This window comes from Leadbetterella sp. DM7 (assembly GCF_040829825.2).
Taxonomy (GTDB): Bacteria; Bacteroidota; Bacteroidia; order Cytophagales; family Spirosomataceae; genus Leadbetterella.
The window spans coordinates 1-12,920 of the sequence record NZ_JBFOLH020000009.1; the positions used below are offsets into that span (position 1 = coordinate 1).

Annotated in this window: 14 protein-coding genes; 5 read left to right on the forward strand and 9 right to left on the reverse strand. The window is 48.7% G+C overall.

The window, feature by feature from the left end:
- Positions 1–142 precede the first annotated feature (142 nt).
- Both AB2U10_RS11410 and AB2U10_RS11415 read right to left on the reverse strand, forming a co-directional pair.
- Complete coding sequence (locus AB2U10_RS11410; protein ID WP_367914859.1) at positions 143–1,213, reverse strand: OmpA family protein; 1,071 nt, start codon at positions 1,211–1,213, stop codon at positions 143–145.
- 167 nt (positions 1,214–1,380) lie between these two features.
- Positions 1,381–2,088 carry a LytR/AlgR family response regulator transcription factor gene (locus AB2U10_RS11415; protein ID WP_367914858.1) on the reverse strand — a complete coding sequence of 236 codons (708 nt, stop codon included), beginning with the start codon at positions 2,086–2,088 and terminating at the stop codon, positions 1,381–1,383.
- 191 nt (positions 2,089–2,279) lie between these two features.
- Here AB2U10_RS11415 and AB2U10_RS11420 point away from each other — a divergent pair, with 191 nt between their 5' ends.
- The gene (locus AB2U10_RS11420) at positions 2,280–2,648 is read left to right on the forward strand and encodes a DMT family protein (RefSeq protein WP_367914857.1); all 369 of its coding nucleotides are present in this window, start codon (positions 2,280–2,282) and stop codon (positions 2,646–2,648) included.
- A gap of 3 nt (positions 2,649–2,651) precedes the next feature.
- Here the strand turns inward: AB2U10_RS11420 and AB2U10_RS11425 are convergent, their stop codons facing one another.
- The 5 genes from AB2U10_RS11425 to AB2U10_RS11445 form a co-directional block, all read right to left on the reverse strand.
- A complete protein-coding gene (locus tag AB2U10_RS11425; RefSeq protein ID WP_367914856.1) occupies positions 2,652–3,779 on the reverse strand; it encodes an acetyltransferase domain-containing protein in 1,128 nt (375 codons plus the stop codon).
- A gap of 89 nt (positions 3,780–3,868) precedes the next feature.
- Positions 3,869–4,120 carry a hypothetical protein gene (locus AB2U10_RS11430; RefSeq protein ID WP_367914855.1) on the reverse strand — a complete coding sequence of 84 codons (252 nt, stop codon included), beginning with the start codon at positions 4,118–4,120 and terminating at the stop codon, positions 3,869–3,871.
- A gap of 32 nt (positions 4,121–4,152) precedes the next feature.
- Complete coding sequence (locus tag AB2U10_RS11435) at positions 4,153–6,495, reverse strand: prolyl oligopeptidase family serine peptidase (RefSeq protein ID WP_367914854.1); 2,343 nt, start codon at positions 6,493–6,495, stop codon at positions 4,153–4,155.
- A gap of 89 nt (positions 6,496–6,584) precedes the next feature.
- On the reverse strand, positions 6,585–7,133 hold the full coding sequence (locus AB2U10_RS11440; RefSeq protein WP_367914853.1) for a DUF4256 domain-containing protein: 549 nt from the start codon (positions 7,131–7,133) through the stop codon (positions 6,585–6,587).
- 12 nt (positions 7,134–7,145) lie between these two features.
- Positions 7,146–7,586: a hypothetical protein gene (locus AB2U10_RS11445; RefSeq protein WP_367914852.1), complete on the reverse strand. Its 441-nt coding sequence runs from the start codon at positions 7,584–7,586 to the stop codon at positions 7,146–7,148.
- A gap of 78 nt (positions 7,587–7,664) precedes the next feature.
- On the opposite strand from AB2U10_RS11445, the gene AB2U10_RS11450 reads away from it, so the two are divergent.
- Positions 7,665–7,907 carry a cytochrome b5 domain-containing protein gene (locus tag AB2U10_RS11450; protein ID WP_367914851.1) on the forward strand — a complete coding sequence of 81 codons (243 nt, stop codon included), beginning with the start codon at positions 7,665–7,667 and terminating at the stop codon, positions 7,905–7,907.
- The gene (locus AB2U10_RS11455; RefSeq protein ID WP_367914850.1) at positions 7,894–8,094 is read left to right on the forward strand and encodes a hypothetical protein; all 201 of its coding nucleotides are present in this window, start codon (positions 7,894–7,896) and stop codon (positions 8,092–8,094) included. Before AB2U10_RS11450 ends, AB2U10_RS11455 begins: the two co-directional genes overlap by 14 nt.
- Here the strand turns inward: AB2U10_RS11455 and AB2U10_RS11460 are convergent.
- Together AB2U10_RS11460 and dacB are read right to left on the reverse strand one after the other, a co-directional pair.
- Positions 8,068–8,844 carry a hypothetical protein gene (locus AB2U10_RS11460; RefSeq protein WP_367914849.1) on the reverse strand — a complete coding sequence of 259 codons (777 nt, stop codon included), beginning with the start codon at positions 8,842–8,844 and terminating at the stop codon, positions 8,068–8,070. The two genes, AB2U10_RS11455 and AB2U10_RS11460, sit on opposite strands and share 27 nt — an antisense overlap.
- A gap of 187 nt (positions 8,845–9,031) precedes the next feature.
- Positions 9,032–10,405, reverse strand: a complete 1,374-nt coding sequence (dacB, locus tag AB2U10_RS11465; RefSeq protein WP_367914848.1) for a D-alanyl-D-alanine carboxypeptidase/D-alanyl-D-alanine endopeptidase — start codon at positions 10,403–10,405, stop codon at positions 9,032–9,034.
- 132 nt (positions 10,406–10,537) lie between these two features.
- On the opposite strand from dacB, the gene AB2U10_RS11470 reads away from it, so the two are divergent.
- The gene (locus tag AB2U10_RS11470; protein WP_367914847.1) at positions 10,538–11,956 is read left to right on the forward strand and encodes an MBL fold metallo-hydrolase; all 1,419 of its coding nucleotides are present in this window, start codon (positions 10,538–10,540) and stop codon (positions 11,954–11,956) included.
- 10 nt (positions 11,957–11,966) lie between these two features.
- Positions 11,967–12,920: an acetyl-CoA carboxylase carboxyltransferase subunit alpha gene (locus tag AB2U10_RS11475; protein ID WP_367914846.1), complete on the forward strand. Its 954-nt coding sequence runs from the start codon at positions 11,967–11,969 to the stop codon at positions 12,918–12,920.

Below are 12,920 nucleotides of genomic sequence, written 5' to 3' on the forward strand. Positions count from 1 at the left end.
GTCAAAACGCTTTTTGTATAGCCGGGTTACCGCATTGAATAAGGAATCTATATTTTTTCTTTTGTATGGAATGTAAGACATAAAGCCTTCAAAATTACCTGTTTCCTTCTGCATATCTACAAAGAAGCTCAATTCATTCTATTTATTTTAATTCGCTTATAATCACTTTTCTGTACAGGTTCAGATGAGTGTCGTTGGGAACGGGGGCTGCTGTCTCGTTCCATTGAATGTGTATCCGCTCCGGACTTAGACCTTTAGTGGTAAGGTAATTGGCTACCACTTGTGCCCTATACCGGGCCAGGGTAGCATTTAAGGTGGCGTCTCCTACCTGATCCGTAAATCCTTTTATCGTTATTTTGGCGCCGGTTTTAAGATCCAGGTATTCCAAAAGACTGTCTAAAGTATTTCTCCCGTTGATTTTTAGCTCATATTTACTTTGATCAAAAAATATGGCCGGTATTCCTGAGAAGTATGCGTGGAGATCAGAAGAGTATGAATAACGATCGGCCGACAACGGCATTTTTGTTCCCTGCAGCGTATCCTCATTACGGGTGAAAGGAAGTTTTGCGATTTCGTCTGTGGATTTCTCAACGGTAGTCTCTTCTGGTGGATATGTATTGGTATCTATAAGGTTCAGACCGGGTTTTATTGTAAATTTATTTCGTGTAAGCACCTCTCCCCGAGCAGACCTGATGATGAATTCATAGGTAGATTCATCCCGGACTTCTGCGGATATGAACAAACTTTGATGGGATATGGCTTGGGGTATGTCCTGTGTGCAATGGTGCTTCCCGTTAACAAAATGCTGCACCTCCATTTTATTTCCTGAAGGTATATTTTCTGCCTGGCAATAGACCAGATAGGCCTTATCATGAACAGGTTTATTGACACTGGCCATGCGTATGCTTGCAAATGCTTTTTTTTGAAAAGGTCCGTAAAAATGTACGGGTACTGAAACAGAAGTGTAACCTGTGCTCTCTAACAGAATGGAATCAGCATTTAAGGGCATTAACAGGCTGAAGTGGTGTTCAAACACATCTGTCTGAATTGACTTTCCCAGTATTTGTCTTTTCCCGTCATGTATGCTATAGACCCTTGAAGGCACATCTCTACCCGTATTATCGTCTTCAAAAGAGCCGGTTATCTGAAGATTTTGGGCATAGCTCCAATGGCCAAAAACCAGGAAGCAGAAACCAAGTAGCTTATTTGTCATTTATTTAGCAGTAATAAGAATGATTTTTTATCCTGTTCTTTCAACGGGAATATCCATGTAATTCAAATATATTTTGAGGCTTCGTCTTCTGCAAATCTGTGCAGTGAATTGATGTTTTTTTGCAGTGAAATTGCAAAAAAAGAAGTGAATGGATTAAAACAGGCTATTTACTGCAATCTTAGCTGGTTTTCAATATAGCTCTTGACCCATTTGCATGATCGGGATATTGTAATTTTCTTATCGTTTCGCAAAGTCACCTCGTTGTTTCGTATGCTCTTGATATATTTCAATTTTACAATAGCAGAGCGGTTAAGTTTTAAAAAATGTTCTTTGGGCAACAGGTCTTCTAATTGATGCAGCCGCACCCTTAATGCCAGGTGGTCTTCGCTAAACTTGTTTCCGTATATTTTTACGTGGTAATTCTCTGCCTCTATCCAATCGATATGACTTTTTGGAATCCGGAAACGTTTCCTCCCGATATCCAGTACCAGCGTGTCTTCCCTGAAATGGTGAAGTACTTTCAGGACTTTGCTTACAGATTGCTTGAACCTTTCATACGACGGTGGCTTGGTCATATAATCAGGCACATTCAGGTTGTAGGATTCATGGGCATATTGGCTGTGGGCGGTTACAAAAATGTAATGTGCAGGCGATATATCGAGCTTTTCAATTAACTGGATACCTGTCAGGTCAGGCATTTCTATATCCAGAAAAATGATATCAGGTTTGTTTTTCTTTAGGTAGCTTAAAGCTTCCGGAGCTTCATCAAAGCTGTTTTCCAGGTGTAATGCGGGATGCCGGGCGATATATTTAGCCAGTATTTCTCTTGGTGCGGGTTCATCATCGATGATGACACAGTTGTAGGTTGCATTCATTTGTCACGGATAATTTTTGGCTAAAATTCTTCTTTTTTGAGCTTAAGTCCAAATTTTCTTACGCAAGAATAGGCTTCTTCGGAAAGCAGGACAAGCTATTTCATATCTGCCCGAAAAATAATTCCGGGGTCTTTGAATCAACCTGTCCGCTTTAAAATTATTTTCGCCTGATTTTTTTAAATTCTGTCGGCGTGAAAGCTTTTTATACCGTGGCACTCCTGGTGCTTTCCAATATTTTCATGACCGTGGCCTGGTACGGTCACCTGCGGCTGAAAGAGTATTCTTGGTTTGCCGGTATGGGCCTTTTTAAGGTGATTCTGTTCAGCTGGGGCATCGCCCTGCTCGAATACATGGCCCAGGTACCTGCCAACCGGCTCGGGTATGAAGGGAATGGCGGACCTTTTACGCTCTGGCAGCTGAAGGTGATCCAGGAGGTGATCACCCTGCTGGTGTTTACAGGCTTTGCCGTATTTGCTTTTAAAAGCGAAACGCTGCGCACCAATCACATTATTGCTTTTGTATGCCTGGTGCTGGCGGTGTATTTTATTTTTAAGAAATAGGCCTTACAGGTACCTCAGCCAGATCTTGTCTTTATGACGTGTTTTATAGCTACCGTACCATTGGCAAAGCGGGTACATAATGACCACCAGGATAGTCCACACCCCGTATACCCCCGCCAGAGGCAAACCCTTCCAGGCGGAAGGTCTTCCGAAATTGCTGCCGAAAACAAAATCCAGAGGCGTGTAGCCCGAGATTACCAGCAGAGTAAAAAGAATAAGGTGAAGTATGTACCAATGCACAATAAAATAGAAAAGCGGTACGCGGCCATACACTTCCAGGGCACGGCTTAGCCGGGTATTTATACGCTCTGTCCATCCGAGCAGAAGGAACATGGTGCCGAGAGTCAGCATCGCAAATGCTGGAGAAGGCGGATATTTGGAAACGTTGAGGAAAGACATGAGAGTGTAAGAAAGGCTTTTCTGCACTTGCCAGGGAGCTGTGTCCACATACACGTTGCCCCACCGTAACACCAAAAAGGAAACCAGTGTTACCAGGCCTGTTTTCAGAAACAGGTCTTTGCGGTTTTCCTGCACAAACAGCGGGCCTGTTCCGAAACCTGCCAGCATGATACCCAGCCACTGTACGGGCGGATAGCCCATGATAAATACTCTTTCTCCGCCAAGGGGAAGTACCACAGGGGAGAAGAAAGGGGCTATAGCCGGGTGTAAGGGTACGAGCGGACTTAAAAAAACAAGGACCAATCCCAGCCCTCCGAGAATACGGGTCCCGGCTTTCAGCAGGAGGCTCAGGCAGATAAACCCAAAGCCTATGGTGGACAGGACATTGAACAGGAGCAGGTTAAAATGAATATCAAACCACAGGCCAAAATTGATCAGGGTGAAGTCAAGCACCATCAGCCACAGTCCGCGGATGAGCAGGTGTTTTCGGAATGAAGCGGTATTCCCGGTTCTGCGGAAAGACAGCCAGGCCGACACCCCGGAAAGAAATACAAACGTCGGGGCACAGAAATGCGTAATAAAACGTGTATAAAAGAGAGCGGGATAGGTTTGAAGAAGATCAGTGGGGTTGGCGGTCAGCGAGCTCTCATGAAAGAAATCGCGGGTATGATCAAGCGCCATAATAACCATTACCAGGCCTCTTACAATGTCTACCGATGAGATACGCCTCATTGTTATACTGTTTGATGTAACAAAAATAAGAGAAAACCGAAAAAAATGATACGGAAGCTAAGCGCATTTGCAAAATGCACATTCAGAGGCTATAACGTGAGTCGCTTTCCTGTTGCTACCCGCTCCCAGAATTCGTCTGTGCTCAGGGGGAGAGGTACGGAGGGACTGGCAAGGGAGTAATAGCGGAGATCCTCCGGGGTGAAGATACGTTTAAATTCATTCCTCAGATCGGCGTTCTCGTTGGCAAAGCAAAGGTTATTGGGCCCGGGCTCTTCTTCGTAGAGAAGACCGAGTTTTTGTTCGAGGTGACGGATGAGGTGCTCGGGGGTATATTTATTCATTTCCGGATAACTATATGCCTCATATGGTTTAATCACATTTCTTCAAAAAGCTTCAGAATACGCTTATATTCATCCATCCATGACGTAGGCTGTACAAAGCCGTGGTCTTCTACCGGGTACGAGGCCACCTCCCAGTTTTCTTTCCGGAGCTCGATCAGGCGCTGGGTCAGGCGGTAAGTATCCTGGATATGTACGTTTACGTCTACCTGTCCGTGGCAGATCAGCAGCTTGCCCTTCAGTCCTTCGGCAAAGAAGATCGGTGAGCTTCTCCGGTAGGCAACGGAGTCAGACTGCGGCTCATTCAGGATATTGGCCGTATAGCCATGATTGTAGGCAGCCCAGTCGGTTACCGGCCGCAGGGCCGCACCGGCCGCAAAAACATCCGGCGTGGTAAACATGGCCATGAGGGTGATGAAGCCGCCGTAAGAGCCGCCGTAGATACCTATTTTCTTCGGATTAATGCCGTATTTGCTCACCAGTAACCCGGCGCCGTCTACCTGGTCGGTGAGGTCTTTTCCGCCCATATGACGGTAAATACCGGTTCTTACGTCGCGACCGTAGCCGGCACTGGCCCGGTAGTCGATGTCCAGCACGGTATAGCCTTTGTCGACCAGCAGGTTATGGAACATGTATTCCCGGAAGTACTGGCTCCACCATTTGTGGGCATTTTGCAGGTAACCTGCGCCGTGTACAAAGACCACGGCTTTGCCGTTCTTTTTCTTTTTAGCCGGCTCATATACCCGGGCGTATACTTCCTGGCCGTCCTGTGCTTTGAACGAGATCACTTCCGGCATTTTCCAGTTGTAAGCCTTAAAGGCATCGGTGAGCGATGAGGTGATTTTCTCTGCTTTTGCCCCGGGCTCGTTGGGCTGGATATATAGCTCCCAGGGGGTATTGGCGTTGGAATACCGGATGGCCAGCGTCTTTTCATCGGGCGAAAGGCTGACTTCATGGGCCCCTGTCATTTGAGTGATCCGGATCCGGTCGCCACCGCTTACCGCCATTTTATAGAAGTGTTTTTCGCCGGGATGAACCTCGTTTGTAACCAGGTAAAACCATTTTCCATCCCTGGAAAGATCTGCACTTTGTATTTCAAAATTACCTGAAGTCAGCTGTTTTTTAGCACCGGTTGCCAGGTTTGCGGTGTAGAGATGCGAGTATCCGGTAGCTTCCGACTGGAAATAGACGGTATTTTCATCCAGAAACCCGAGGGTACCGCCGCCATAGCCGCCTCCTATGCCGGGGCCGGCTACCCAGGCATCGTCGTGCTGGCGGTCAACCGGGCTCAGTTTCCCGGTTTCAGCGTCCAGCTTCATGATCCAGCGGTCTTTATTATCGTAGGCACGTATGCTGATCACTGCATAGCTACCGCCGGGAGACCACACCGGGCTGGAGAAAGACACGGCCCGGAGGTTTTTCTTTTTATCGCTTTTCCCGGGGTATTCTTCCAGGTATCTGGGCTGATCTTCTATGCCCGGTATGTCTTTCAGGTCTATTTTAAAGACCGTATCCCTGGCAATGTGATAAACGAAGGCTTCGGTAGAGCCGGCGGGCTGTCCTACCTTGGTTCGTCCCGGTATATCTTCTGTATAGCCCGAGGCCGTTACGTAGTTCGGAACAATGGTTCTTTTGGCGTCTCTGGCCGGTTCTGAGAGGCGGTAGAATACGTATTTCAGGTCGGGACTGGCCACGGCACCCTGCAGCATTTTCCCGTTTAAAGCTATTTTCTTCGGCCCTTTTACCTGGGTCAGCTTGTTGTATTTCTCCCGGGCTTCTTTGTCGGCTTTGGCCTGGCGAAGTACCTCAAAGAGGTCGAGCTGATCTTTCTCAAGGGTTTTATCGGCTTCGCCTAAACGGTTTTCGGGCTTTTTATTTTCGCCGGAAAAGTTAGTGATCTGGGTAGTTTGACCGTTATTCAGGTCGAGGGTATAAATATCATTTCCCGAAGAATAGATAACACGGGTTTCATCGAGATTGAAGTAGGGGCTGCCTTTCCTGTCGAGGGTATTGGTGAGCTGTTTTTCCGTTCCGCTCCGGGTATCCAAAAGGTAAATATTCCCGTTTTTAAGGTACAGCTTTTTGCTGTAATCCCTGGAATACCGCGGGCCACCGAAGCCGTTCATAGCGAGCGATTCTTTTTCAGCCAGGCTGACCTTCTGCGGAGTACGGTCTGTAAGGGTGACCTTGTACAGCGAATCGGCCCGGTTTTGCTCCGGGTTCCAATCAAAATAAATAGTTTTGGAGTCTTCTGACCAGAAAATGTTAGAGGGGGAAGTGCCGATCCATTTGGCCGGATCTTCCATGATTTTTTCTACACTGAGCTGAGCATGAGCCATGGTAGAAAAGAAAACCAGAACAGCTAATAATTTACGCATAGGAGTTGAATACATTTTAGTAAATGTATTCATTATTCCCTATACCCGTCAAGCAAAACGATAAAAAACAGGAATGAGTAGGCGAAGAATCAGATTTTCAGCCGGGCCCGGAAGCCCCTTACGGCATAGTATGACTCTGCCCCGTTATGGTAGATGAATACCCGCCCGAAACGGCGGTCGCCGAAAATAGCCCCGCCCCGTTTCCTGACGTCGGCAGGAGTAGTTAACCAGCTTGACGTTTTGAGGTCAAACTCGCCGGCCTCCTGCAATGCAAAGTATTGTTCTTCTGTAAGGATCTCCACGCCCATTCCGGTGGCCATGGCCATGGCGCTGTCCCGGGGCTTGTGCTCTTTGCGCGACTGCAGGGCTTCGTCGTCGTAGCAGAGGTTTCTGCGACCTTTGGGGGTTTCGGCAGAACAATCTGAAAAAATGTAATGACCGTCTTCGTACCCGGTAACGTCAGGTTCTCCGCCTGTTTCTTCCATTTCATTGAGCGACCATACCTTTTCAGGACTTTTTTCGAGGCGGCTTTGAATATCCGCCCAGTCTATGCCCTCGTGACGATGCCGGTTTTGGGTAAAACGGGCCTGCAGGAGGTTCTGAAGCCCGGTGCTGCGTTCTTGGGGAAGGGTGGGCATAGGCTGCTTTGCTTAATTGGCAATCAGGGTATACACATTGACGGTATTGCCGGTTTTGGGGCTGACCCTGGTAGCGGTCAGCACAAGGGTTTTGCCGTCTTCAGAAAGAGAGGTGATTTCAAAAGTGAGTGTTCCGCCAGAGCCGGTAGGCTGGGGGCTAAGCCCGCTCAGGGTAAGGAGATTGTCTGTGGCGGTAAAAGAGCCTGTAAATGTTTCACTGGTGACATCTTTTAAAGTAACTTTCCCGGCCACGCTCATATCGAGCCGGTAGGTGCTGTATTCAGGAACAATATTGCCTGATGCTCCTGATGTATAGACGGTTACGCCATCGTGGGTTACCGTTTTGGCTGTGTATACCTTCTGTATTCTTTCGGCAACGGGAGGTACTTTCTCTTCACAGGCAGAGAATAAAAAAACAAGTATGAAGCAAAATTGTAATACTTTTGTATTCATGTTTACGGGTCACCAGATTTACTTTTGCGAATATAACTCCATATACGTAAAAAGTGTCTTCTCCGTTGAAAAACTTTCATGACTGAGCAGAGAATAATCACCAAACGGCAGCTGAGCCTGCGAAACGGATCGGATAAGCCGGAGATCTGGGTGGCTTTCAGAGGGCGTGTTTACGACGTCAGCGCTTCCCGGTTGTGGAGGGCAGGAAAGCACTATGAGCACTGGGCCGGGCAGGACCTGACCCGTGAGCTGGCCGATGCACCCCATACGGAAGGGGTATTTGAAAAATTTGAAATTGTGGGTATTTATGAAGAAGATTAAGCTTTTAGACGCCATATTGCTCTTTGTGAGCCTGGGCTTGCTGGCCATGTTTGTAGACCAGATCGTTTACCTGCGTAACCCGTTTGCCGACAGCTATTTCTTTCTTATGTTCGGAATGGCGGGCCTGCTGATTTTCCTGTACCGGAGGGGCAACCGCATTTTAAAGGATAAGGAGGGGAAGAAATAAGAGGCCATCCATGATCCAGCGGTACCGGGCTGAAAACCTTTTTTCATTGTTGATGATAAAGGAATAAAATACCGATATCCCGGTGAAAATCAGGGCCAGCCGGCTGACGTATTCCGTACTTCCTGAGAAAAAGACAATAAAAAGGAAGAGGTTGAGCGCTCCCATAACGGTAACGGTCTTCCGCTTACTGGCTTTTCCCTGTTCAAAATAGGCAAAGGAGGTCAGGTTCTGGAATACCAGCAGGGCAAACATAAAAGCAATAAGCCAGGCGCTCAGGGTGACAGACGGGGCCGAAACAAAGGGTACGCCTACTACAGCCGCCAGGTAAATCAGGGGCATGCTGTAATCTTTGGCTTTGGGATACCGGGGCACGATCCACACCAGGTAAAGCAGCACCAAAGCACCGGTTATGACCCCGTAGACAATCACTTCCCGGGATTGGAAGAAAAGCAGGAAAATGTTTATGGCAGCCAGGGCAATGGCCAGGAGCTGCAGGTTGTACTGGTTTTCAAAATGAAAGCGGTGCCTTTCGGTGGATGTATTGCCCCGGACAACGTCAAGGATACGGTCGAGGATATAAATCAGCCAGCATACCAGCACGATCTGTGCCAGGGAGACCCAATGGGCGGGTATTGAGCCACGGCCGTGCTTCTCTGTGCCACCTGTAAGCTCAAAGAAGGCGGCGGCGCAGGCTCCCGTGGCCAGGGCCACATGCAGGCTGCTCAGGTAGATAAGACGGAATATATTCATTTTATTTTCAGATTAACAGCATTTCGGTTATGCCTGGTTCTCGACAGCTTTGCCGGCAAACTTCTGCACTCCCGTACTCGTTTGTGCCCGAACTGACAAGTGGCGACGGTTCCTGTCAGTTCGAGCGAAGTCGAGAACCAGCGCGAAGTCGAGAACCAGGCGCGCCTCTAATTAACACACCTCATCTTTACTCCTTCAGCGCAACCATTTTCGTGAAAAACTCATCGAAGAACGTTCTGACTTCCCGGCTTTGATCGTCGTTAAAGCCGTTTACAAAAATAGAAAACGCATATTTTTTACCCGCTGCCGAGGTAAAATACCCGGCGTAATTGCGGGTGCCCGTTATGCTGCCGCTCTTGGCCGAGATACGCCCGCCGGTGTTCTTTCCCAGGCCCGCCACGGTACCGTCGCGCCCTGCCACAGGAATGCCGGCTATGAATCCGGTATTGTTTTTCATCCTGGCCAGCAGGGCGGTCATTGAGCGGCAGGACACGGTATTGAGCGGCGATAGCCCGCTGCCGTCGAGGAAACGGTGGCTGCCCAGGTCAATCCCTTTTTCCTTCCAGAACTCTTTCAGAAATTCGTCGTAGCTTTTGTTGCCAGGCGTCCACATAAAATTGGCCAGTCCGTCGGCGAAAATGTTCACACTTTTATAATTGGTCTCCCGGGCAATCTCGCTGATGTCGGGCGAAATCACGCTTCCCAGCTCTTCGTTCTGGAGGTTTTCCGGGAAAAGCTTCTTCCCGATGGTGATGCCGTTGCGCGTCAGGAAGGTGTAGAGGCTATCGGTGAAAATTTTATTGACATTGGGGATGGCCCCCTTTACTGCAAAATTCCGGGCATTCAGCGGTACGGTACCCACCATTTGGATATCGTTGGAAAAGGGCAGGTTCAGGATGTTCACCTGGTCGCCGCTGCCGGCTTCCCCCGTTTTTACCTCGTTCCTGATCTTCCATGACTCATCGTAAGGCGATATGGAAGCAATGCCTGCCGGATCTCCTTCTTTTGCCCCGCCGTTAAAGTAAACGGTATACAGGTTTTCATTGAAATTAAAATTGGAAGAGAAGGCGCCGTAGTAGTTGCCGATATCACCGGCCAGCCAGCCGGGAGGAAAGGTGGAAGCGTCATTGTTCAGCACTTTCAGGTTGCCTTCAATGGTATGAATCTCATTGTCTTTGAGCGTTTGCAGGATCTGTTCAAAGGGATTGTTTTTAAACCGCGGAGACCCGAAAGTAGGGTCGCCGATGCCCTCCAGCAGGATGTCGCCCTGCACTTTACCGTTTACGACCCGGCCGTTGGAGTAGATCATGGTTTCAAAGCGGTATTTGCCGCTGAGGTACTCAAAGGCCGTGGCTGTGGTGATGAGCTTCAGGGTGGAGGCGGGCGGGAGGTTCATTTCTGAAAAATGATCGTATACCTGCTGTCCGCTGCCCAGGGAGCGGATGCTCACGGAGATATTCAGGGCTTCGTGACCGGGTTGTGAGCGGAAGTCCCGGATAAATTTATTGATCCCCGTAGAAAAGAGGTTCAGTTGTAAAAGTATGGCACAAATTATTTTCATAAGGTAGAAAATTTAGTTCCGGGTACTCAGTTCCGAGTTAACCCTTGTCAATTGTCCATTGTCAATTGATTCGAAATGCCCGCCAATATAGTATCTTTGCGCTTTAATCGGAAAAAAGCGCTCTTTAAACTTATGAAGCTGACATTTTACGGGGCGGCCCGGAAAGTACCGGGAAGCATGTTTCTTCTGGAGTTTGAAGATGGTTACCAGGCGTTAATTGATTGCGGGTCAGAGGTAGAAGGCGGAGCCACGGTGCGGGAGGAATTCAAATACGGCAACTTCCCGTTTGATGCCTCACGGGTGAATGTAGTGATCCTGACCCATGCCCATATTGATCATTCGGGGCAGATTCCCAACCTGTACGAAGGCGGTTTTGAAGGCCAGGTGCTGTGTACCAGTCCCACGCTGGATCTTACCGAATTGCTGCTCTACGATGCGGCATCGCTGAATGCACGGGCCGTTAAAAGTGTGGAAAGAAGCAAGCGAAAATCAAAGAAAGGAAAAATCCTGGAAACCCGCGGGCTGTACCTGAGCCGGCAGGTAGAGGTGGCCATGGAAAACTTTGTGCCCATTGCCATGCAAACCCGGTTTAAGTTTAAAGACGACGGCTTTGTTACGTTTTACCCGGCCGGTCATCTCTTAGGCGCCGCCCATGTGGTTATAGAAGTGAAGGAAGGCGGGGAATGGAAGAAGATCGGTTTTTCAGGAGACATAGGCCGGCAAAATTTCACCCTGCTGCAAGACCCCTGCCCGCTGCCGCAGGTAGATTACATGGTGATGGAATCTACTTACGGTTCACGCAATCACGAAGACGAAGGCGACCCGGTAAATATCATGGAAGAGGTTATCCGGGAGGCCTGCATTGATGTGAAGGGGCGTCTTATCATCCCGGCTTTCAGCGTAGGCCGTACGCAGTGCATGCTCTTTACGTTAAACCGCCTGTATTACGAGAAAAACATTACGCCGATTAAGGTATTTACGGATAGCCCGCTGGCGCGGGCCAGCACCAGGGTATATGAAAAATACCGGAACCGGCTGAATAAAGCTGCCCGTGATTTTTACGAAGAAACCGACTCGCTCTTTGATTTTGAGAATCTTCATTACCTGGAGTCCAACCACGAGAGCCAGCTGGCTTCTACCCATGCCGAACCCTGCATTATCATCAGCTCGTCAGGCATGATCAAGGGGGGACGGGTGGAATACCATATCGAGAAAAATATTGAAAACCCGTATGCCACCATCCTGATGATCGGTTATGCCAACGAAGACTCGGTGGGCGGGAAGCTTCTTTCGGGTGACCGCAAAGAGCTGCATATCCGGAATAAGAAGCTGGCGGTTAATGCCAAAATAAGGAAAACCGATATTTTCAGCGGGCACGGAGACCTCGACGATCTCCTGCATTTTGCCCTGAATCAAAACCCTGAACGTTTAAAAAAACTCTTTTTAGTTCATGGAGATTTGAATGCTATGCTTAATTTTAAGCAAATTTTGAATGAAAGAGGGTACTCTGATGTAGAGTTACCTGCTCGATATCAGACCTTTGAACTGTAAAAAGATTTGCATGAGAACATTATTGGAGTTCGAAAAACCCATTGCTGAATTAGAAGCCAAACTGGAAGATATGAAAAAACTGGCCGGTGAAAATAACGTAGATGTAAGTGATGCCGTACGCAACCTCGATTCAGCGATTGAGACCCTGCGCACCGAAACGTTTCAGAATCTTACCCGCTGGCAACGCGTTCAGCTTTCGCGTCACCCGGACCGTCCGTATACCCTGGATTACATTGAGCGAATCTGTGAAGATTTTCACGAGCTTCACGGTGATCGTACCGTACGCGACGATCCGGCTATTGTAGGCGGTATTGCGAAGATCGGGGAGAAGAGTGTGATGCTGATCGGGCAGCAGAAAGGACGGAAAACCAAGGAGCGCCAGCACCGCAATTTTGGTATGCCCAACCCGGAAGGATACCGGAAGGCATTGCGCCTGATGAAAATGGCCGAAAAGTTCAATATGCCTATCGTTACGCTTATTGACACACCGGGGGCTTTTCCCGGGCTGGAAGCCGAAGAAAGAGGCCAGGGCGAGGCCATTGCCCGGAACCTGAAAGAAATGATGACCCTGAAAGTGCCCGTGATCTGTATCGTGATCGGCGAAGGGGCCTCAGGTGGCGCCCTGGGAATAGGGATCGGCGACCGCGTGCTGATGCTGGAAAACTCCTGGTATTCGGTGATCTCACCGGAAAACTGCTCTACTATTTTGTGGCGTACATGGGAGTTTAAAGAGCAGGCGGCAGAGGCGCTGAAGCTGACGGCCACTGATATGAAGGCTAACGGACTGGTAGACGACATTATCCCGGAACCCCTGGGAGGTGCTCACCTGAAATGGGACGAGATGTCGGATATCCTGAAAAATACGGTCCTGAAAGAGATCAAAGACCTTGAAAAAATAGCTCCTGCCAAGCGGGTATCAAAGCGTATAGATAAGTTCTGCTCTATGGGCGTAGTGATTGAGTAG

Coding starts and splice junctions, on each gene's coding strand:
- AB2U10_RS11415 (WP_367914858.1), bottom strand. CDS start 2,088: ATGAATGCAACCTACAACTGTGTCATCATCGATGATGAACCCGCACCA.
- AB2U10_RS11430 (WP_367914855.1), bottom strand. CDS start 4,120: ATGAATAAATATACCCCCGAGCACCTCATCCGTCACCTCGAACAAAAA.
- AB2U10_RS11440 (WP_367914853.1), bottom strand. CDS start 7,133: ATGCCCACCCTTCCCCAAGAACGCAGCACCGGGCTTCAGAACCTCCTG.
- AB2U10_RS11425 (WP_367914856.1), bottom strand. CDS start 3,779: ATGAGGCGTATCTCATCGGTAGACATTGTAAGAGGCCTGGTAATGGTT.
- AB2U10_RS11475 (WP_367914846.1), top strand. CDS start 11,967: ATGAGAACATTATTGGAGTTCGAAAAACCCATTGCTGAATTAGAAGCC.
- AB2U10_RS11455 (WP_367914850.1), top strand. CDS start 7,894: ATGAAGAAGATTAAGCTTTTAGACGCCATATTGCTCTTTGTGAGCCTG.
- AB2U10_RS11445 (WP_367914852.1), bottom strand. CDS start 7,586: ATGAATACAAAAGTATTACAATTTTGCTTCATACTTGTTTTTTTATTC.
- AB2U10_RS11450 (WP_367914851.1), top strand. CDS start 7,665: ATGACTGAGCAGAGAATAATCACCAAACGGCAGCTGAGCCTGCGAAAC.
- AB2U10_RS11435 (WP_367914854.1), bottom strand. CDS start 6,495: ATGCGTAAATTATTAGCTGTTCTGGTTTTCTTTTCTACCATGGCTCAT.
- AB2U10_RS11470 (WP_367914847.1), top strand. CDS start 10,538: ATGAAGCTGACATTTTACGGGGCGGCCCGGAAAGTACCGGGAAGCATG.
- dacB (WP_367914848.1), bottom strand. CDS start 10,405: ATGAAAATAATTTGTGCCATACTTTTACAACTGAACCTCTTTTCTACG.
- AB2U10_RS11460 (WP_367914849.1), bottom strand. CDS start 8,844: ATGAATATATTCCGTCTTATCTACCTGAGCAGCCTGCATGTGGCCCTG.
- AB2U10_RS11410 (WP_367914859.1), bottom strand. CDS start 1,213: ATGACAAATAAGCTACTTGGTTTCTGCTTCCTGGTTTTTGGCCATTGG.